The organism is Geodermatophilus sp. CPCC 206100, assembly GCF_048569675.1.
Taxonomy (GTDB): Bacteria; Actinomycetota; Actinomycetes; order Mycobacteriales; family Geodermatophilaceae; genus Geodermatophilus.
Genome location: NZ_JAQISV010000021.1, coordinates 53,453 through 72,514 on the forward strand (window position 1 = coordinate 53,453; position 19,062 = coordinate 72,514).

General features: G+C 74.9%; 18 protein-coding genes and 1 riboswitch. Of the genes, 8 read left to right on the forward strand and 10 right to left on the reverse strand.

Going from position 1 to position 19,062, the window contains the following annotated elements; translation table 11 throughout:
- Positions 1-33 precede the first annotated feature (33 nt).
- Positions 34-1,284 (forward strand): TIGR00300 family protein, encoded by a 1,251-nt coding sequence (locus PGN05_RS12000; RefSeq protein WP_419752773.1) that lies wholly within the window; start codon positions 34-36, stop codon positions 1,282-1,284.
- Here PGN05_RS12000 and PGN05_RS12005 read toward each other — a convergent pair.
- From PGN05_RS12005 to PGN05_RS12020, 4 genes are read right to left on the reverse strand one after another with little or no spacing between them, the layout of a single operon-like run.
- On the reverse strand, positions 1,271-2,308 hold the full coding sequence (locus PGN05_RS12005) for an ROK family glucokinase (protein WP_419752774.1): 1,038 nt from the start codon (positions 2,306-2,308) through the stop codon (positions 1,271-1,273). The two genes, PGN05_RS12000 and PGN05_RS12005, sit on opposite strands and share 14 nt — an antisense overlap.
- On the reverse strand, positions 2,309-2,626 hold the full coding sequence (locus tag PGN05_RS12010) for a hypothetical protein (protein WP_419752775.1): 318 nt from the start codon (positions 2,624-2,626) through the stop codon (positions 2,309-2,311).
- Positions 2,623-3,771, reverse strand: a complete 1,149-nt coding sequence (locus tag PGN05_RS12015; RefSeq protein WP_419752776.1) for an ArsA family ATPase — start codon at positions 3,769-3,771, stop codon at positions 2,623-2,625. Before PGN05_RS12015 ends, PGN05_RS12010 begins: the two co-directional genes overlap by 4 nt.
- 6 nt (positions 3,772-3,777) lie before the next feature.
- A complete protein-coding gene (locus tag PGN05_RS12020) occupies positions 3,778-4,212 on the reverse strand; it encodes an SRPBCC family protein (RefSeq protein ID WP_419752777.1) in 435 nt (144 codons plus the stop codon).
- A gap of 155 nt (positions 4,213-4,367) precedes the next feature.
- On the opposite strand from PGN05_RS12020, the gene PGN05_RS12025 reads away from it, so the two are divergent.
- Positions 4,368-6,185: an AMP-dependent synthetase/ligase gene (locus tag PGN05_RS12025; RefSeq protein WP_419752778.1), complete on the forward strand. Its 1,818-nt coding sequence runs from the start codon at positions 4,368-4,370 to the stop codon at positions 6,183-6,185.
- Between the two features lie 21 nt (positions 6,186-6,206).
- Here the strand turns inward: PGN05_RS12025 and PGN05_RS12030 are convergent, their stop codons facing one another.
- The 4 genes from PGN05_RS12030 to PGN05_RS12045 form a co-directional block, all read right to left on the reverse strand.
- Positions 6,207-7,328, reverse strand: coding sequence for a glycosyltransferase family 4 protein (locus PGN05_RS12030; protein ID WP_419752779.1), 1,122 nt, complete (start codon positions 7,326-7,328; stop codon positions 6,207-6,209).
- Positions 7,325-8,593 (reverse strand): M48 family metallopeptidase, encoded by a 1,269-nt coding sequence (locus PGN05_RS12035; protein ID WP_419752780.1) that lies wholly within the window; start codon positions 8,591-8,593, stop codon positions 7,325-7,327. Before PGN05_RS12035 ends, PGN05_RS12030 begins: the two co-directional genes overlap by 4 nt.
- 271 nt (positions 8,594-8,864) lie before the next feature.
- Positions 8,865-9,836 (reverse strand): C40 family peptidase, encoded by a 972-nt coding sequence (locus PGN05_RS12040; protein ID WP_419752781.1) that lies wholly within the window; start codon positions 9,834-9,836, stop codon positions 8,865-8,867.
- 127 nt (positions 9,837-9,963) lie between these two features.
- A riboswitch (cyclic di-AMP (ydaO/yuaA leader) is annotated at positions 9,964-10,161 on the reverse strand.
- Positions 10,162-10,339: 178 nt separating this feature from the next.
- Positions 10,340-10,636 (reverse strand): hypothetical protein, encoded by a 297-nt coding sequence (locus PGN05_RS12045; RefSeq protein WP_419752782.1) that lies wholly within the window; start codon positions 10,634-10,636, stop codon positions 10,340-10,342.
- 186 nt (positions 10,637-10,822) lie between these two features.
- Here PGN05_RS12045 and PGN05_RS12050 point away from each other — a divergent pair, with 186 nt between their 5' ends.
- Together PGN05_RS12050 and PGN05_RS12055 are read left to right on the forward strand one after the other, a co-directional pair.
- Positions 10,823-12,697 carry a DEDD exonuclease domain-containing protein gene (locus PGN05_RS12050; protein ID WP_419752783.1) on the forward strand — a complete coding sequence of 625 codons (1,875 nt, stop codon included), beginning with the start codon at positions 10,823-10,825 and terminating at the stop codon, positions 12,695-12,697.
- A complete protein-coding gene (locus tag PGN05_RS12055) occupies positions 12,694-12,981 on the forward strand; it encodes an Lrp/AsnC family transcriptional regulator (protein ID WP_419752784.1) in 288 nt (95 codons plus the stop codon). Before PGN05_RS12050 ends, PGN05_RS12055 begins: the two co-directional genes overlap by 4 nt.
- A 43-nt stretch (positions 12,982-13,024) precedes the next feature.
- Here PGN05_RS12055 and trpD read toward each other — a convergent pair whose 3' ends face one another.
- Entirely contained in the window at positions 13,025-14,083 is a 1,059-nt protein-coding gene (trpD, locus tag PGN05_RS12060) for an anthranilate phosphoribosyltransferase (RefSeq protein WP_419752785.1), read from the reverse strand.
- The gene (locus PGN05_RS12065; protein ID WP_419752786.1) at positions 14,080-14,499 is read right to left on the reverse strand and encodes a hypothetical protein; all 420 of its coding nucleotides are present in this window, start codon (positions 14,497-14,499) and stop codon (positions 14,080-14,082) included. Before PGN05_RS12065 ends, trpD begins: the two co-directional genes overlap by 4 nt.
- Before the next feature lie 183 nt (positions 14,500-14,682).
- On the opposite strand from PGN05_RS12065, the gene PGN05_RS12070 reads away from it, so the two are divergent.
- From PGN05_RS12070 to PGN05_RS12085, 4 genes are all read left to right on the forward strand, one after another.
- Positions 14,683-15,294 carry a cytochrome c oxidase subunit 3 gene (locus PGN05_RS12070; RefSeq protein WP_419752787.1) on the forward strand — a complete coding sequence of 204 codons (612 nt, stop codon included), beginning with the start codon at positions 14,683-14,685 and terminating at the stop codon, positions 15,292-15,294.
- 7 nt (positions 15,295-15,301) lie between these two features.
- On the forward strand, positions 15,302-16,189 hold the full coding sequence (locus PGN05_RS12075; RefSeq protein ID WP_419752788.1) for a c-type cytochrome: 888 nt from the start codon (positions 15,302-15,304) through the stop codon (positions 16,187-16,189).
- Between the two features lie 61 nt (positions 16,190-16,250).
- A complete protein-coding gene (locus tag PGN05_RS12080) occupies positions 16,251-17,363 on the forward strand; it encodes a ubiquinol-cytochrome c reductase iron-sulfur subunit (protein ID WP_419752789.1) in 1,113 nt (370 codons plus the stop codon).
- On the forward strand, positions 17,363-19,027 hold the full coding sequence (locus tag PGN05_RS12085; protein ID WP_419752790.1) for a cytochrome b: 1,665 nt from the start codon (positions 17,363-17,365) through the stop codon (positions 19,025-19,027). Before PGN05_RS12080 ends, PGN05_RS12085 begins: the two co-directional genes overlap by 1 nt.
- Positions 19,028-19,062: the final 35 nt, after the last annotated feature.

Below are 19,062 nucleotides of genomic sequence, written 5' to 3' on the forward strand. Positions count from 1 at the left end.
CCGTCCCGGGGTCCTCCCGCTAGCGTCCCGCGGGTGGACGCCGCACCCTCCACCACCGTCACCCTCACCGGCCACCTCATGGACACCGGCGTCCTCGCCCGGGTCCTCGACGACGTCCTCGAGTACGGCGGCGACTACCGCATCGAGGCCCTCGACCTCGGCCGGGAGCACGAGGACGAGTCGCGCGCGACGGTGCGGGTCACCGCCGGCGACGCCGAACTGCTCGACCGCATCGTGCAGCGCCTGCAGACCCACGGCGCCAACGCCGTCGACCCGGGGACGGCGACCACCCGCCCGGCCCCGGCCGACGGCGTCTTCCCCGACGACTTCTACTCGACCACCAACCTGGAGACGCTGGTCCGCCTCGACCGCGAGTGGCTGCGGGTCGACCGCGCGGAGATGGACTGCGGGCTCGTCGTCACCGAGGACGGCGACGATGCCGGTACGCGCGTCGTCGTCCGGACCGTGCCGGTCAGCGACGTGCGGGCCGGCGAGCGGGTGGTGTGCGGCGCCTCCGGCGTGCGGGTGGAGATGCCGCCGGCCGTCGCGCGCGGTGAGGAGGAGGCGTTCGGCTTCATGTCCTCGGCGGCCTCCAGCGAGAAGCCGCAGGTGGTGCTGGTGCGCCAGATCGCCGACCGGATGCGCGAGGTCCGGGCCGCCGGGCAGCGGGTGCTGTGGGTCGGCGGCCCGGCCGTCGTCCACACCGGCGCGGCGCCGGCCATGGTGCGGCTGGTGGACGCCGGCTACGTCGACGTCCTCTTCGCGGGCAACGCGCTGGCCACCCACGACATCGAGTCGGCGCTGTACGGGACCTCGCTCGGGGTCGACCTGGCCAAGGGCGCCGGGGTGCCGCACGGGCACGAGCACCACATCCGGGCGATCAACGCCATCCGGCGGGCCGGGTCGATCGCGGCGGCGGTGGAGTCCGGCGTCCTGACCGGCGGGATCATGCACGCGCTGGTCCGGGCCGGGAAGCCGTTCGTGCTGGTGGGGTCGGTGCGCGACGACGGCCCGCTGCCCGACGTGTACACCGACGTGCTCGAGGGTCAGCGGGCGATGCGCGCCCAGCTGCCCGGCGTCGGCTTCTGCATCATGGTGGCGACGATGCTGCACGCGATCGCGACCGGGAACATCCTGCCGGCGGCCGTGCCGCTGGTCTGCGTGGACATCAACCCGGCGACGGTCACCAAGCTGGCCGACCGCGGCAGCGCCCAGGCGGTCGGCATCGTCACCGACATCGGCCTGTTCCTCGAGCAGCTCGCCCGGGAGCTCACCGGAGGGTGAGGGGCGAGGGATCCCCGCCCCTCACACTCCGCTGAACGTCGCCGTCGACGACGGCCCGGCGGACCAGGTCGGCCGCGCCCACCAGCCCCGCCTGCGCGCCCAGCCGGGCGGCCACCACCCGCGGCCCGGGGCGGAACCCGCGGCCGGGCAGCGCCCGCTCCAGCCGGGCGCGCGCCGGGCCGAGCACCATCTCGCCGAGCACGCTCACCCCGCCGCCGATGACCACCACCTCGGGGTCGAGGACGGCGGCGAGGTCGGCGATGCCCTGCCCCAGCCACGAGCCCACCTCGGCCAGCAGCTCGAGGGCCAGCGGATCGCCGTCGGCGGCGGCGCGGGCGACGTCCTCACCGGTGAGCCGGTCGGCGTCGCCGTCCACCCGGTCCAGCAGCAGCGCCGCGGCGGCCGGGGAGCTGCGCGCGACCTCCCGCGCGGTCTGGCCGAGGGCGGTGCCGCTGGCGTACTGCTCCCAGCAGCCGCGGTTGCCGCAGGCGCACAGCCGCCCGTCGGGGACCACGCGCATGTGCCCCCACTCCCCCGCCACGCCGTGGGACCCGCGCTGCAACCGGCCGTCCATGACGATGCCGCCGCCGATGCCGGTCCCCAGCGTGATCATCAGCGAGAGGTCGGCGCCGGCGGCCGCGCCGTAGCGGTACTCGGCCCACGCCGCGGCGTCGGCGTCGTTGCCGACCCACAGGGGCCGCTGCAGGCGCGTCGCGAGGTCCTGGCGCAGCGTCGAGTTCCGCCAGGCCAGGTGCGGGCTGAACAGGACGGTGTCCCCGGTGCGGTCGAACCAGCCGGCCGCGCCCACGCCGACGCCGACCAGCGGCCCGCCGTGCCAGAGCGCCAGCTCCTCCACCACCGCGGCGATCGCGTTCTCGGTCTCCACCACCGAGGCCCCCGGGGTCGCCCGGCGCGCGGTCGCGAGGACCGTGCCGTCGGGGGCCACGACGCCGCCGGCCACCTTGGTGCCGCCGATGTCGATGCCCAGCGCGGGCAGCTCGGCGGCGTCGGAGGAGTCGGACACTCAGGCGATCTCGATGCGCTGGACGACCGGCTCCGCGGGAGCCTCCTGCTCGGGCTCGGGCTCGGGCCGCGGGGGCGTCGCCGACTCGGCGAACGACCGCAGCGCGGCCGACGCGGCATCCAGCAGGTCGGCCAGCGCCGCGGTGACCTCCGGGCGCTCGCCGCGGACCACGGCCGCGACCTGGCACACCGGGCACCAGGTGCAGTCGGCCGCGTGGGCGCCGGCGCCGTCCGCGGGGACCCGCCCCTGCCCGAGGGCGTCCCCGAGGCCGGCGGCCAGCCGGCGGGCCTGCTCCAGCCAGTCGGCGGGATCGCTCATGTCCTGCTCCCCTCGGCGGCCAGCAGGTCGGCCGGCCACTGCTGCGGATCGGGTGTGAAGGTGACCTCGAGCCGGGCTCCGGCCGTGCCGGCGTCGGCGAGGTGGCCGGCGGTGACCACGCAGCGGCGCAGCAGCGCGTCGAGCCGGATGGAGCGGCGGGCGCCGGCCACGGTCACCACGAGGTCGTCGCCCCAGCGGGTCAGGTCGAGCCCCTCGTGCCGGGCGAAGGGCAGCGGCAGCACCAGGCGCCGGCCGCCGTCCGCCCGCTCCGTGACCCGGCTCAGGGGCGCGGCGGGCACCGGCCCGTCCTCGCCGGGCAGCAGGGCCGCCAGCTCGTCGGCGTCCGCGGGCGCGGTCGCGGTCTCCTCGACGCGGCGCACCGGGGCCAGCTCGGCCAGCGCCGCGAGGACGGCGTCCTGCTCGGCCCGCCGGCGGGTCCACCACTCTCCCTCCCCGGCGGGCAGCACCCGGGTGAGGACGGCGGTCGGCCGCTGCCCGTGCAGGGCCAGGGCGGTGACCGCGGCGCGCAGGGCCGGCACGGCGTCGGGGCGCGGCGCGGCCACCAGCCGGACCTCGGTGGTGGCCGGGTCGCCGAGGTCCACGGCGGCGATGAGCTGCTCCAGCCCGGGCACCGCGGCCAGGGCGACGTCGACCGGCCCCCGCTTGGCGGTCCCGGCACGGACGGCGGCGGTGCGGACGGCGCCCAGCATGCGCAGCCGGGTGGGCAGGGCCTGGTCCAGCCACCAGCGCAGCGCGGCCGGCAGCCCGACCAGCGCCGTCCCGGAGGCCAGCGGGCCGGCGTCCACGACGACCGTGTCGGCCTCGTCGCCGGCGGCGGCGCGGCCCAGCCGGGCCAGCAGCGCGGGCTCGAAGCTCCCCGGCAGGGGCACCACGGAGCTCGCGGGGGGCAGCCCGAGGCCGGGCGCGGCCGCGGACAGCTCGCCGGCCACCGCGGCCCACAGGGACTCCAGGCCGGCCAGCGGCTCGACCAGGGCGACGGTCAGGTCGGGGACGTCGGTGGGCGCCGGCGCCGCACGGGTCAGCAGCAGCGTGCGGCTCCCGGCGCGCGCGGCGCGGACCGCGGTGGCCGCGGCCAGGGTGGAGGTGCCGGCCCCACCGAGCCCGGTGAGGAGGAGGGTGCGCACGCCGGCTCAGGCCTCGACGCGCTTCTTGAGCTCCTTGAGAGCCGTGTCGAGGATGACCTTCTCCGCCCGGCGCTTGAGCATGCCGATCATCGGCATGTTCACGTCCACCGCGATCGCGTACGTGACCTGCGTCCGGCCCGGCGCGATCTCGGTCAGGGTGTACGAGCCGTCCTGCCGCTTCATGAGCTTGCTCTGGACCAGGGACCAGGAGACGTGGCGGTCGCCGTCCCAGGTGTACTGGAGGACGTAGTCGTCGCTCAGCACGGTCGCGTCGATGACGAAGCGGACCTGGCGGGCGCGACCGTCGGGACCGGCCTCCACGACCTCCACCGTCTTCGCGGCGGCCACCCACTGGGGATAGGCCGGGAAGTCGGCGATGACCGCCATGACGTCGGACGCCGGCGCCTCGACGGTGATCGACTGGGTGGACTGGTCGGCCATGCGCAGCAGGCTAACCGCTCCGCCGTTCCCCGCAGGGGGTGACGCCGGGCAGCTCGTACTCACGGGTAGGGCGTCAACCGCTAGATTCGGGCAGGTACCGCGACCGGGGAGCCAGGCGACGGGGCCGGGCCCGGGCGGGGAGGAGAGGACCGAGCGTGCGCGAGTTCAGCGTCCCGGCGACCACCGAGGTCGGCCCCGACGAGGCCATCCCCGACCTGCTCGCCAGCAACGTGACCCAGCACGGCGGCGAGGTGGGGCTGCGGGTCCAGCGCGACGGCCGGTGGCAGGACGTCACCTGGCGGGAGTTCGGCGCGCAGGTCGCCGGCGTCGCCAAGGGCCTGGTCGCCTCCGGCGTCGCCCCCGGTGACCGCGTGGCCCTGCAGGCCAAGACCCGGTACGAGTGGACGGTCCTCGACTTCGCCATCTGGGCCGCCGGCGGGGTCGTCGTCCCGGTCTACGAGACCTCCAGCCCGGACCAGGTCGCCTGGATCCTGTCCGACTCCGGCGCCACGGCGGCCGTCGTCGAGCGGGCCGAGCACGCCGCGGCCGTCGAGTCGGTGCGGGACCAGGCGCCGGAGCTGGTCAACGTCTGGGTCATCGACGACGACGCCATCGGCACCCTCACCGCGGCCGGCGCCGACGTCCCCGACAGCGAGCTGGCGGCCCGCCGGGCGACGCTGACGTCGGCCAGCGCGGCGACGCTCATCTACACCAGCGGCACCACCGGCCGGCCCAAGGGCTGCGAGCTCACCCACGCCAACTTCCTGTTCGAGATCGGCAACGGGATGAGCCTGCTGAGCCGGCTGCTCAACGAGCAGGGCTCGCTGCTGCTGTTCATCCCGCTGGCGCACGTGCTGGCCCGCGTCCTGGAGGTCGGTGCGGTGAAGACCCGCACCGTCCTCGGGCACAGCCCCGACGTCTCGAACCTCGTGGCGGACCTCGGCGCGTTCCAGCCCACGTTCGTCCTCGCCGTCCCCCGGGTGTTCGAGAAGGTCTACAACCAGGCGAAGGCCAAGGCCGAGGGCGACGGCAAGGGCAAGATCTTCGACCGGGCGGCGCAGGTGGCCATCGACTGGTCCCGCGCCCAGGACTCCGGCCGTCCCGGCCTGGCGCTGCGCGCCCAGCACGCGCTGTTCGACCGGCTGGTCTACGGCAAGCTGCGGGCCGCGCTCGGCGGCCGCTGCCTGGGCGCGGTGTCCGGCGGTGCCCCGCTCGGCGAGCGGCTGGGCCACTTCTTCCGCGGCATCGGCGTCACCGTGTACGAGGGCTACGGGCTCACCGAGACCACCGCGGCCGCCTCGGTCAACCACGACGCCGCCTTCCGGATCGGCACCGTCGGCCGGCCCCTGCCCGGCGTGCAGGCCGCGATCGCCGACGACGGCGAGATCCTCATCCGCGGCGGCATCGTCATGCCCGGCTACTGGCGGAACGAGCAGGCCACGCGGGAGGCCATCGACGCCGACGGCTGGTTCCACACCGGCGACCTCGGCGACATCGACAGCGACGGCTTCATCCGGATCACCGGGCGCAAGAAGGAGATCCTGGTGACCGCGGGCGGCAAGAACGTCGCCCCGGCGGTGCTCGAGGACCGGCTGCGGGCCCACCGCCTGGTCAGCCAGTGCATCGTCGTCGGGGACCAGCGGCCGTTCATCGCCGCGCTGGTCACCCTCGACGAGGAGGCGCTGCCGACCTGGCTGGAGGCGAAGGGCAAGCCGGCCGGCACGACGGCCGCCGACCTCACCGACGACGCCGACGTCCTGGCCGAGATCGAGGCCGCGGTCGCCGAGGCCAACAAGGCGGTGTCCAAGGCCGAGGCGATCAAGAAGTTCCGCGTGCTCGGCGCCGACTTCACCGAGGCCAACGGCATGCTCACGCCCAGCCTGAAGCTCAAGCGGGCGGTGGTCATGAAGGAGTTCGACGTCGAGGTCGAGGCCCTCTACCAGAAGGACGCGGCGGCTCCCCACCCCTCCTGACGGGACGCTGCCGTCGGGGCGTCAGCCCTCGAGGAGGTCGGCGAAGGTCGCGGCGATGGTCGTCCACGACCACCGCTGCTCCACCACCGCGCGGCCGGCGGCGCCCATGGTCCGGGCCCGCTCGGGGTCGTCGAGCAGGCGGGTGACCGTCGCGCCGACGTCCTCCGGTGAGCGCGGGTCGGCGACGACGTGCCCGGTGACGCCGTCCTGCACCGTCTCCGGCGCCCCGCCCGAGGTGCCGGCGACGACCGGCAGGCCGCAGGCGGCGGCCTCGAGGTAGACCATGCCGAGGCCCTCGACGTCCAGGCCGCCCCGGCGGGTGCGGCACGGCATCGCGAACACGTCGCCGGCGGCGTAGTGCTCGGGCAGCTGGGCCGGCGGCACCGCGCCGGTGAGGACGACGGAGTGGCCCAGGCCCCGCTGCGCGATCGCCCGCCGCAACCGGCCCTCCAGGGGGCCGCCGCCGACGAGCAGCAGCCGCGCGCCGGGGTGGCGCGCCAGGACCCGCGGCCACGCGGCGACCAGCACGTCCTGGCCCTTGCGGGGCACCAGCCGCGACACGCAGACGACCACCGGCGCCTCGCCGAGCCCGTACCGCGCCCGGACCGCGCTGCCGTCGCCGGCGGGGCTGAAGTGGTCGACGTCCACCCCCGGAGACAGCTGCGCCATCCGGGTGACCCCGCCCAGCGCCGGGCCCAGCCGTCCGGCGGTGTAGGCGCTGATGTAGGTGAGGACGTCCAGACCCCGCGCGATGCGCCGCATCAGGCCCCGGGCGCCCGGGAGCGCCACCCAACCCGTCTCGTGACCGTGGGTCGCCCCGACCAGGTGGCGGACGCCGGCGGCGCGCAGGGCCGGGGCGAGCAGGCCCAGGGGGGCCGCGGCCCCGAAGAAGGCGGTGTCGCAGCCGTGGCGGGTGGCGAGGTCGGCCGCTGCCCGGGCGGTGGCGCGGGTGGGCAGCAGCATCCCGGTGGGCCGGCGCACCACCGGGTACGGCAGCGCCGCGTCGTACTCCTCCCAGCCGGGCGACCGGGAGGCCAGCACGACGAGGGACTCCGGGGGGCGGCGGGCCAGCAGGGCGGCGACGAAGGTCTGGATGCCGCCCTGGCGGGGCGGGAAGTCGTTGGTGACGACCAGCGTCCTCACCCGGCGTCCTCCAGCCGCTGCCAGTCCTGCGCGAAGGCGATCCGCTGCGGGCCGGTCGGGTGCGAGCCGAAGAACCACTGCCAGGCGGCCGGCGGCGCGGGGTCGGAGAGGTTGGCCGCGGCGAGCCGGTTCTGCATCGTGATGAAGGCCTGGGCGTCCCCGGTGAGGTCGAGGGCGTGCAGGTCGGCGCGGGCCTCGAGGTGCCGCGACACGACGTTCTGCACCGGGGTCGCGACCAGCGTGCCGACCGCGATGAGGAACAGCACCAGCGGAACGACCCGCGGATCGCCCGGCGACTCCGCGCCCGCCCGCCGCAGCAGCGGGGTCCAGGACAGCAGCCAGCCCAGCGCGGCCACCGCCGCAGCCGCACCGAGGGCGCCCATGAGGGTCCCGGTCAGGTAGTCGTCGGTGGCGACGTGGCCGAGCTCGTGTCCGACGATCGACTCGATCTCGGCGTCGGGCAGCCGGTCCAGCGTCGTGTCGTACAGGACGATCCGGCGGGTCGCCCCGAAGCCCGAGACGTAGGCGTTGAGCGCCGTCGTGCGCCGGGAGGCGTCGGCGACCAGCACGTCCTCGGCGGGGCTGCCGCTCTCCTCCGCGAGCGCCAGCAGGTCGGTGCGCAGCTGCCCCGCGGGCAGGGGCTGGAAGCTGTTGAACGCCGGCTCGACGACCACCGGGTAGAGGAACGTGCCCACCAGCACCAGGACGGCGGCACCCCCGGAGGCCCAGGCCCACCAGCTCCGCGGTGCGCGCCGGGCCAGCCAGACGAGGGCGAGGAGGAGCACGGCGGTCAGGGCCGCGTCGATGGCGGTGGAGACGGCGACGTCCCGGCCCCACAGCGGCCAGCTGCGCGTCGAGAGGCCGTACCGGTGCCGGACGACCTCGCCGTAGGCCGACAGGGGCAGGGTCACCAGCCGCCCGAGCAGCGACAGCACCAGCGTGCCGAGGAGGACCTGCCAGGCCCAACCCCCGCCCAGCGGCCGGGCGACCGCCCGGACCAGTCGCGCGCCGAGCGGCGTCAGCGCCAGGACCGCGGAGACGGTCAGGCCCAGCACGAGGGAGGCCAGCGACGCCGGCCGCAGTGCGGCAGCGAAGGACTCCGCGCGGTCGACGACGGCGGCGGGCACGCCCGCGCCGGGGCGGACCGGCGTCGCACCGCCGGTCGGCTCGGCCAGGACCGTCCACGGCGTCCGGAGGGCGATGACCAGGACGAGCGCCAGCCCCAACACACCCGCGACCAGCAGCGCGGCCCGGCGGGCGCTCACCCGGCCGATCCTAAGAGGACCCCCTGCCCCCCACCGCTCGCAGGCTCGCGGCGGGCCCCTGCAGAGGGCCAAGGGCCAAAGCGGGACCCCGTTCCCCACCCTTCGCAGGCTCACGGCGGGCCCCTGCAGAGGGCCAAGGGCCAAAGCGGGACCCCGTTCCCCACCCTTCGCAGGCTCACGGCGGGGCCCGGACCGGGCCAGGAGCCGAGGCGGGACCCTCTGCCCCCCACCGCTCGCAGGCTCACGGCGGGGCCCTGCAGGGAGTCCGTCCTCAGACGAGGCGGCGCATGGCGGTGATGCCGCCCATCGAGTCCACGCCCACGACCTTCACCGGCTGGCTGGACGTCGAGGCGTGCACCATCTGCCCGTTGCCGATGTACATCGCCACGTGGCTGACCGGGCTGAAGAAGAAGATCAGGTCTCCCGGCTGGAGGTCGGCGCGGGAGACCGCCCGGCCCATGGTCGACTGCATGCGGCTCGAGTGCGGGAGGCTGACGCCGGCCGCGGCATAGGCGTACTGGGTGAGCCCGGAGCAGTCGAAGGAGTTGGGGCCGCCGGCGCCCCAGACGTAGGGATCCCCGACCTGCGCCAGCGCCGTGTCGACGGCGGCCTGCGCGGCACCGCTGGCCGCGGGCGCCGGTGCCGCGGCGGCCACCGGCTGGCCGGAGTGGGCCGTCTGCACCTGCTGCTGCTGCGGAGCGGACAGGGCGGCGTACTGCCCCCGGTAGTCGGCGATGTCCGCCTCGAGCCCGGACTGGCGAGCGGTGACCTCGTCGAGGGCCCCGCGGGCGGCCGCCGCCGCAGCATCGGCGTCGGCCTGGGCCCGCTCGGCTGCGGTGGCCGACTCGGCGACCTGCGCCAGCACGTCGCCGGCGTGCCCGGCGAGAGCGTCGAGCGTGGCCAGCTGCGAGACGAAGTCGTCGGCCGAGTCGCTGGTCGTCATCAGGTCGAACTCGGACAGGCTCCCGCCGGTGAACGCCGCGCGGGCCACCTGGCGGATCTGGCCGTCCAGCGCGCCGAGCCGGGCGTCGGCCTCGGCGGCGACACGGTCCGCGTCGGCGGCGGCAGCCTCACGCTGGGCGAGGGTCTCCCGCGCCTCGTTGACCTGCTCGCTGACGACCTCCAGCTCGTGGCCGGCCCGGGCGACGAGCTGGGCGGCCTGCGCGGCGCTGCCCGCCTGCTCCGGATCGGCGGTGGCCGTCCCTGGCAGCAGGGTCAGGGCCAGGCTGGCGGTGGCTCCCACGACGAGCCCGCGGCCGAGGCGGCCGGCGGTGGTGGGGCGGCGGGAGGTGACCGGGAGGTCGGGGTGGAGCGGATCAGGGGCATGCCCCAGGGCAGGGTGAGGGGTCGCCACGGGCGGCGGCTCTCCGTTTCTTCCTCAGCGACCGCCTACCGAGTTAGCTGACGGGTTCGGGCTGGGAAGACGTGCCCTATCTCTGCGTGCCGGCGGGCCGGCGCGTGTGCTCCGGCGGACCGGCGCACGCGAGAACTCACCCCAGTGCTGCGGTGGGTCCCCGGTTCACCCTCGACGCCAGGGAGCGCGTCGGGCGATTCGGCGGTGACCGGCCGAGGCCACCTCTGTACGGGTGACGACCTCCCGGCCGGACCGGCTCACCGTACGGACGTGGTGCAGGTGTGACAAACGAGGGCCGCGTGGACTGTGGGAACTCCCACACCGGCCCGGCGCGCCGCCCCGCTCCCCGCGCGCCGCTCGCGGAGCGCCGGACGGGACCTGCCTGCGCCCGCTCACCCGGTGCGCCGCCGCCGGTCTCCGGTGCCGCGAGGCGAGGCCTGGTGGCGCAGCGGTGGCACCAGGCCGCCCTCGGCCAGCGCCCGCACGGCGCGGCGCTCGACCTCGTCGAACTCCACCACCACGCCGGGCGCCGGGACGACGACGTCCTCGGCGGTCTGGGCGCGCGCCGTCATGGGCACCACGGTGGGATCGGCCCCCTGCCAGCCCGGTGGCGCCCCCAGCAGCACGGTGACGACGCAGTCCGTGCAGCCGGTGCCGCGAGCGGTGCAGGTGTCGCAGTCGATGAACATCAACCCACTCCTCTGCTGACCGGCCCTGGTCGCGGGGGCCGTCCCTGGCCCCGACCGGTCTGAGCAGCACGCTAGGGACGGGCACCGACAGTTCCGGACGGTCGCGCACCGCGGGCCCCGGGGGATCCAGCGTCCGCCCGGCGCGCGTCCCCGGGACTGTCACTCCCCCGACCTAGCGTCCGCCCCGTGCCCTCTTCCCCCGCCCGGCCGGCCGGGATCGCCGCCGGGACAGTCGCACGAGCCGCCGCCGGGCTGCCGCGCTACGAGCAGGCCACCATCGAGGAGCTGGGCACCCCGCTGGCGGAGGTCACGTTCGTCGTCGTCGACCTGGAGACCACCGGGGGGTCTCCCAAGGACAACGCGATCACCGAGATCGGCGCGGTCAAGGTGCGCGGCGGAGCGGTCCTCGGCGAGTTCCAGACCCTGGTCGACCCGGGCCGCGAGATCCCGCCCTACATCAGCGTGCTCACCGGAATCACCACCACGATGGTCACCGCGGCCCCGCGCATCGGCGCGGTCCTGCCCGCCTTCCTCGAGTTTGCCCGCGGCGCGGTCCTCGTCGCCCACAACGCCCCCTTCGACCTCGGCTTCCTGAAGGCCGCGTGCGCGGAGAACGGCATCGCCTGGCCGGCCGCTGCCTCGGTCGACACCGCCGTCCTCGCCCGCCGGCTGCTCACGCGCGACGAGGTGCCCAACTGCAAGCTGGCCACCCTGGCGCCCTACTTCCGCGCCGCCAGCGAGCCCTGCCACCGCGCCCTGGCCGACGCGCGGGCCACCGTCGACGTGCTGCACGGGCTGTTCGAGCGGCTGGGCCCGCTCGGCGTCTCCACCCTGGAGGAGCTGACCGGCCTCACCCGCCAGGTCGACCCCGACCGGCTGCGCAAGCGGCACCTGGCCGACGGCGTCCCCTCCGGCCCGGGCGTGTACCTCTTCCGCGGGCCCCGCGACGAGCCGCTCTACGTCGGGACGTCGAGCGACCTGCGCAGCCGCGTCCGCAGCTACTTCGGTGCCGGCGAGCAGCGCAGCCGGATCACCGAGATGGTCGCCCTCGCGCAGCGGGTCGACACCATCTCCTGCGCCCACGACCTCGAGGCCGCCGTCCGGGAGCTGCGGCTGATCGCCGAGCACAAGCCGCGCTACAACCGCCGTTCCCGCTTCCCCGAACGCGCCCTGTGGGTCCGCCTCACCGAGGAGCCCTTCCCGCGGCTGTCGGTGGTCCGCCGGGTGCGCCCGGGGGCCGGGGTCTTCCTCGGGCCGTTCCCGGACCGGCGGGCGGCCGACGCGGCGGTGGCCGCCATCCACGAGTCCCTCCCGCTGCGCCAGTGCACCGGCCGGCTGTCGGTGCGGGTGCTCGGCACCGCCTGCGCACTGGCGGGCATGGGGCGCTGCGGAGCGCCCTGCACCGGCGCCCAGTCGGTCGACGAGTACGCCGGCATCGCCGACGTCCTGCGCGCGGCGGTCGCCTCCGACCCCCGGGCCCTGCTGGCACCGCTGCTGTCCCGGGTGGACCGGCTGGCCGCCGACGAGCGCTACGAGGACGCTGCCGTCCTCCGCGACCGCGTGGCGGTCCTCGTGCGGGCGGTGCGCCGCCGGCAGCGGCTCGAGTCGCTGGCGGCGGTCCCCGAACTGGTGCTGGCGCGGCCGGCCTTCGAGGGCGGCTGGCAGCTGTCCGTCGTCCGCCGGGGACGGCTGGTCGCCGCCGGCTGCGCCGAACGCGGGGCGTCGGTCCGGGCCACCCTCGAGGGGCTGTTCGCCACCGCCGAGACCCCGCTCGGTCCCGAGGACGAGCTGGCCGCGTCCGTGGACGAGACCGAGCTCGTGCTGCGCTGGATGGAGAAGCCGGGCACCCGGCTGGTGCAGGTGTCCGGCACGCTCGCCTGCCCGGCCCCGGGCACCGGCGGGTTCAGCGACTTCCTCGACCGCGTGGAGGCCGGCCGCCACGAGCGCGACCCGTTCGCCGACGGCCGCGCCCTCGGCACCCGCGCGCGTCCCGAGCGGATCACCCCGGGGCCGCACAGCACCTCCCGGCCACCCGTGGCCCGGCTAGCATCGCCGGCGTGATCACCGCCATCGTCATGATCGACGCGGCCACCGACTCGATCCCCGAGGTGGCCCAGGCCGTCGCCGACCTCGACGGGGTGAGCGAGGTGTACTCGGTCGCCGGCGACGTCGACCTGATCGCGGTGGTGCGGGTCCGCGAGTTCGAGCACATCGCCGACGTCGTGGCGGGGCGGATCAACAAGGTCCCCGGCGTCCTGGAGACCGACACCCACATCGCCTTCCGCGCCTACTCGCGGCACGACCTCGAGGCGGCGTTCTCCATCGGCTTCGACACCGCCGACTGAAGGAAGACCCCCTCCCCCCGCCAGGGGACCGTTCGGGGCGGGCCTAACCGCGGAGCGTCCGGCTGACGTCCACCCAGCGGTCCAGCAACTCCCCGGCCCGCCCGTCGTCCACGGCCCGGGCCGCCCGCTCCAGGCCCGCGGCCAGGGCGTCGTGCAGGCGCACGCTGCGCCGGTCGTAGGCGGCCAGGGCCGCGGCGGCGTTCAGCAGCACGGCGTCGCGCACGGGCCCCTGTTCCCCCTGCACGACGCGCCGGAAGACGTCGGCGTTGAACGCCGGGTCCCCGCCGCGCAGCGCGTCCTGCGGGGGCGGCGCGATGCCGAGCGCCGACGGGTCGACCCGGTCCGGTTCCACCTCGCCGTCGCGCACCACCCACACCTGCGAGGTCGTCGCGGTGGTGAGCTCATCGAGGCCGTCGTCGCCCCGGAAGACCAGGGCCCGCATGCCCCGTCGGGCCAGCACGGCGGCCATGACCGGCGCCATCCGCAGGTCGGCGCAGCCGACGGCGGCGGCCACCGGCCGGGCCGGGTTGCACAGCGGCCCGAGGAAGTTGAACACCGTCCCGATGCCCATCTCCTTGCGCGCCGGTCCCGCGAAGCGCATGCCGGGGTGGAACACCGGGGCGAAGAAGAAGCCGATGCCGGCCTCCTGCACGCAGCGGGCCACGCCCGCGGCAGGGAGGTCGATGACGACGCCGAGCGCCTCGAGCACGTCGGCCGCGCCGGAGGACGACGACGCGGCCCGCCCGCCGTGCTTGGCCACCGGCACGCCCGCCGCCGCGGTCACCACCGCGGCCATCGACGAGATGTTCACCGTGTGCGCGCCGTCCCCGCCGGTGCCGACGATGTCGACGCACTCCAGCGGCAGCCGCACCGGCGTCGCGCGGTCGAGCATCGCGGCCGCCAGGCCGGCGACCTCCTCCGCCGACTCCCCCTTGGCCCGCAGCGCGACGGCGAAGGCGGCGATCTGGGCGGCGGTCGCTTCCCCGGTCATCACCTCGCGCATCGCCCAGGCGGTGTCCTCGGCCGAGAGGTCCTCGCGGGCCAGGAGGCGGGTGTAGAGCGACGGCCAGGTCGGCCCGCCGGGAACGGTGCCCGCGCTCACGGCCGGACGGCCGGCCGCCGCCCCACGCGGTCGCGCAGCACGGCGGCGACGACGTCGGGGGCGGTGAGCGGGTCGACCGGGAAGGGCAGCGTGGCCTCGGCCCGCGACCAGTGGGCCAGCCAGCGGTCGGGCTGGCGGGCGATGAGCACGCAGACGGCCGGCCGGTCGGCGACCTCTTCCTCCAACTGCCGGCTGAGCGCCAGCCCGCCGGTCGGGCGCGCCTCGCCGTCCAGGATGCAGAGGTCCACGCCACCGCCGTCCACGGTCTCCACGACGTCCTCACCGGTGGCGCACTCGACCCAGGTGATCGGTCCGACGTCCCGCGCCGGGCGGCGCCCCACCGCGGTCCGGACGGCGGCCCGCACCTCCGGCCGGGAGCTGTAGACCAGGACGGTGGCCGGTGCGGCGTCGATCACGTGTCCTCCTCGCGGCGCGGGGTGCCCGGTGCGCCGGCCGGCGGCCCGCACACCCGGGCGAGCCTAGTGCCCGCGGGGGACGCCGCCGGGCACGCGCCGACACACGTCTCGGGCAGGTCACGGTGCCGCCACACCGGCCACCCGCGGTCGTGGCCGAGCGGGGGCCGATGCCATGATGGCCCCGTGACAACGGCTCCCGTCGCGAGCGGCACCTTCGACACCTCCCGGGTGCACTCCCTGACCCGACCGAACATGGTCAGCGTCGGCACGATCATCTGGCTCTCGAGCGAGCTGATGTTCTTCGCCGGGCTGTTCGCCATGTACTTCACCGCGCGCGCCCGCGCCACCGAGGGGTGGCCGCCGGAGCCGACGGAGTTGAACCTGCCGTACGCGCTGACGTTCACGATCATCCTGGTGGCCTCCTCGGTCACCTGTCAGCTCGGCGTCTTCGCCGCGGAGCAGGGCAACGTGTACGGCCTGCGCCGCTGGTTCACGATCACCTTCGTGATGGGCCTGACCTTCGTGCTCGGTCAGGCCTACGAGTACGTCCAGCTCGTGGAGGAGGGGACGTCGATCTCGTCGTCCACCTACGGGTCGGTCTTCTACCTGACGACGGGCTTCCACGGCCTCCACGTCATCGGTGGTCTCGTCGCGTTCGTCTACCTGCTCATCCGGTCCACCATGGGCCGTTTCACGCCGGCACAGGCGACCGCCGCGATCGTGGTCTCCTACTACTGGCACTTCGTCGACGTCGTGTGGATCGGGCTGTTCGCCACGATCTACCTGATCCGCTAGGGAACCGGTGTCCACCACGAACCCGCAGTCCGACGCCCCGTCCGCCGACGAGTCCTCCCGCGGCCCTCGCCGCTGGTCCCGCCGGGTGGTCGAGGGCAGCCCCGCTGCCGCGGCCCGGGCCCGCCGCCGCTCCAAGCACCGCCGCCGCGTCGTCAACGTCGCCGGCCTCATGGCCGCCCTCGTGCTGACCGGCGGTCTCTACTCCTTCCTGTCCCCGGCGTACGCCACGGACGAGGGGACGGGCGGCGAGTCCTCCGCCGAGGCCGCCGGCCGCGAGCTGTACGAGCGCAGCTGCATCACCTGCCACGGCGAGAACCTCGAGGGCGTCCCCAACCGCGGGCCCTCGCTCGTCGGCGTGGGCGAGGCGGCCGTCTACTTCCAGGTGCACACCGGGCGCATGCCGCTGGTCCGCCAGGAGGCCCAGGCGCCGGACAAGCCGGCGGTCTTCTCCGACGAGGAGATCGACCAGCTGATGGCCTACGTGCAGGCCAACGGCGGCGGCCCGACCCTGCCCTCCGGGGACCTGCGGGACGGCGACCTGGCCGAGGGCGGCGAGCTGTTCCGGCTCAACTGCGCGTCCTGCCACAACTTCGTCGGTGCGGGTGGCGCGCTGTCCTCCGGCAAGCGGGCCCCGAGCCTGAACGACGTCAGCGACATGGAGATCTACACCGCGATGCTCAGCGGACCGGAGAACATGCCGGTCTTCGGGGACAACCAGCTGACCCCCGACGAGAAGCGGGCGATCATCAACTACGTGCAGACCATCCAGGGTCAGGCCGACCCCGGCGGTGCCGGCGTGGGCCGCATGGGCCCGGTCGCCGAGGGCCTGGTCATCTGGGTCGTCGGCATGGCGGCCCTGCTGTTCGGGGTCTTCTGGATGGGGAGCAAGGCGTGACCGCCCTCCCGACCGACACAGCCCAGCGACCGCTGACCCTCAGCGTCGGCGAGGAGGAAGCGTGAGCGCGCGCGACACCCAGCCCGGATCGGCCGGCGGCGCGGACGTCGCCGGACCGCTCCACGGCGGTCCGGACGACGACTACACCCCCGAGCAGCTCGCGGCGCTGCCCCGCGAGGAGCTCGACCGCCTCGGCGCCCGGTACGACGGCGTGGAGATCCTGCACGTCGACCCGGGTCCCGAGCCGGGCTCGCCGATGGAGAAGCGCGCGGTCCGGCAGATCGGGCTCACCTTCGCCCTCGCCGGGGTGGCCGCGTTCGCCTTCGTGGTCGTCTACGTCGGCTCCGGCTGGTTCCTCCCCGACTGGCACTGGGACATCACCGAGGGCGGCTGGAGCGCGCTGTTCACGCCCATGCTCGGCGCGCTCATGGGCCTGTCCCTGGCCCTCGTCGGCGTCGGCCTGGTGCTCTACACCAAGAAGCTGCTGCCGCACGAGACGGCCGTCCAGGACAAGCACGACGGATCGCACTTCGACCGCGTGACCACCGGCGCCACGCTGGTCGGCGGCCTGCACAACAGCGGCCTGGCCCGGCGCAAGCTGATCACCCGCTCGCTGCTGTTCATGGGCGGTGGCCTGGGGCTCATGCTCGTCATGCCGCTGGGCGGGCTGATCCGGAACCCCAACACCGGCGACCCGCTGGGTACCACCAGCTGGGCCGACGGCGTGCGGCTGGTCCGCGACGACGGCACCCCGATCCGTCCCGGCGACCAGCAGCCCGGCTCCATCGAGACCGTCTTCCCGGCGGTCCCGGGCGGGAACCGGCAGTCCGACGCCGCCACCATGCTCTTCCGGCTCCGCCCGGAGCAGGTGGCGGTGGACCGCCCGCGCGAGGGCCAGGCCGACTTCGGTTACGGCGACTACGTGGCCTACTCGAAGATCTGCACCCACGCCGGCTGCCCGGTGTCGCTGTACGAGCAGGAGACCAGCCGGATCCTCTGCCCGTGCCACCAGTCGCAGTTCGACATCACCCAGGGCGCCAAGCCGGTCTTCGGCCCGGCGACCCGCCCGCTGCCGCAGCTGCCGATCACGGTCGACGACGAGGGCTACTTCGTCGCCCGCAGTGACTACATTGAGGCGGTAGGCCCCACCTACTGGAACCGGGAGCGCATCTGATGGCTCGCACCGCCACAGCGCCGGGTGTCCCCACCACGCGACTGGGCAAGGCCGCGCTCGAGGTCGACGACCGGCTCATCGTCGCCGGTCCGCTGCGCCGCACGCTCAACAAGGTCTTCCCCGACCACTGGTCGTTCCTGCTGGGCGAGATCGCGCTCTACGCGTTCATCATCCTGCTGCTGTCGGGCACCTACCTGACGTTCTTCTTCGACGCCTCCATGCGCGAGGTCGTCTACGACGGCTCCTACGCGCCGCTGCGCGGCGTGGAGATGTCGGCGGCCTACGACTCGACGCTGGAACTGTCGTTCGACGTCCGGGGCGGGCTGTTCATGCGGCAGCTGCACCACTGGGCGGCGCTGCTGTTCGTGGCCGCGATCGTCGTCCACCTGCTGCGCATCTTCTTCACCGGTGCGTTCCGGCGTCCCCGTGAGACCAACTGGCTGATCGGCATCGCCCTGCTGGTCCTGTCCTTCGCCATGGGCTTCACCGGCTACTCGATGCCCGACGACCTGCTGTCCGGCACCGGCCTCCGGATCGTCTCGGCGATCATCCTGTCGATCCCGGTCGTCGGAACGTGGGTGCACTGGGCGGTCTTCAACGGCGACTACGTCGGCGAGCACATCGTCGGGCGGATGTACATCGTCCACGTGCTCATCGTCCCGGCGATCATCCTGGCCCTGATCGCGGTGCACCTGCTGATCCTGGTCAAGCAGAAGCACACGCAGTTCCCCGGCCCCGGGCGCACCGAGCACAACGTGGTCGGCAACCGGCTCTTCCCCACCTTCGCGGGCAAGGCCACCGGCCTGCTCTTCATCGTGTTCGGCGTCTGCGCCGCGCTCGGTGGGCTCGTGCAGATCAACCCGGTCTGGCTGTGGGGGCCGTACAACCCGGCGCAGGTGTCGGCCGCGTCCCAGCCCGACTGGTACGTGATGTTCCTCGACGGCTCGACGCGTCTGTTCCCGGCCTGGGACCTCAACCTGCCCGGGAACTACCAGATCCCGGCGCTGTTCTGGCCCACCGTCGTGCTGCCCGGCATCATCTTCACGCTCATGGCGCTCTACCCGATGATCGAGCGGAAGCTGACCGGCGACACCGCGTCGCACCACCTGCTGCAGCGTCCGCGCGACGTCCCGGTGCGCACGTCGCTGGGCGTCATGGCGCTGACGTTCTACATCGTGCTGCTGCTCTCGGGCGGCAACGACGTCATCGCCGAGAAGTTCGACATCAGCCTCAACGCCATGACGTGGGCCGGCCGGATCGGCCTGATCATCCTGCCGCCGATCGCGTACGTGCTCACCTACCGGCTGTGCCTGGGCTTCCAGCAGCACGACCGCGAGGTGCTCGAGCACGGCATCGAGACCGGCGTCATCCGGCGGCTGCCCCACGGTGAGTTCATCGAGGTGCACCAGCCGCTGGGCCCGGTCGACGAGCACGGCCACGGCGCGCTGGCCTACGGCGGCGCTCCGGTGCCCAAGCGGATGAACCACGTCGGCGGCGCCCGCCGGGCCATCCGCGGGTTCTTCCGCCCGATCGAGCAGCCGGCGCAGGTCGAGCTCGAGCAGCGGCGCGAGGACCACGGTCAGGCCGCGGCGGAGACCGCGCGGGAGCTCACCTCCTCCGGTCGCCCGGCGGACGGCGGCCGGCCGCAGGAGCCGCGCGACTGATCCACCCGGCACCACGCCAGGAGGGCCCCGACGGA

Excerpts from the sequence above, each read along its gene's own strand:
- PGN05_RS12085 (WP_419752790.1), top strand. The coding sequence starts at position 17,363 with ATGGCTCGCACCGCCACAGCGCCGGGTGTCCCCACCACGCGACTGGGC.
- PGN05_RS12045 (WP_419752782.1), bottom strand. The coding sequence starts at position 10,636 with ATGTTCATCGACTGCGACACCTGCACCGCTCGCGGCACCGGCTGCACG.
- PGN05_RS12020 (WP_419752777.1), bottom strand. The coding sequence starts at position 4,212 with ATGGCCGACCAGTCCACCCAGTCGATCACCGTCGAGGCGCCGGCGTCC.
- PGN05_RS12010 (WP_419752775.1), bottom strand. The coding sequence starts at position 2,626 with ATGAGCGATCCCGCCGACTGGCTGGAGCAGGCCCGCCGGCTGGCCGCC.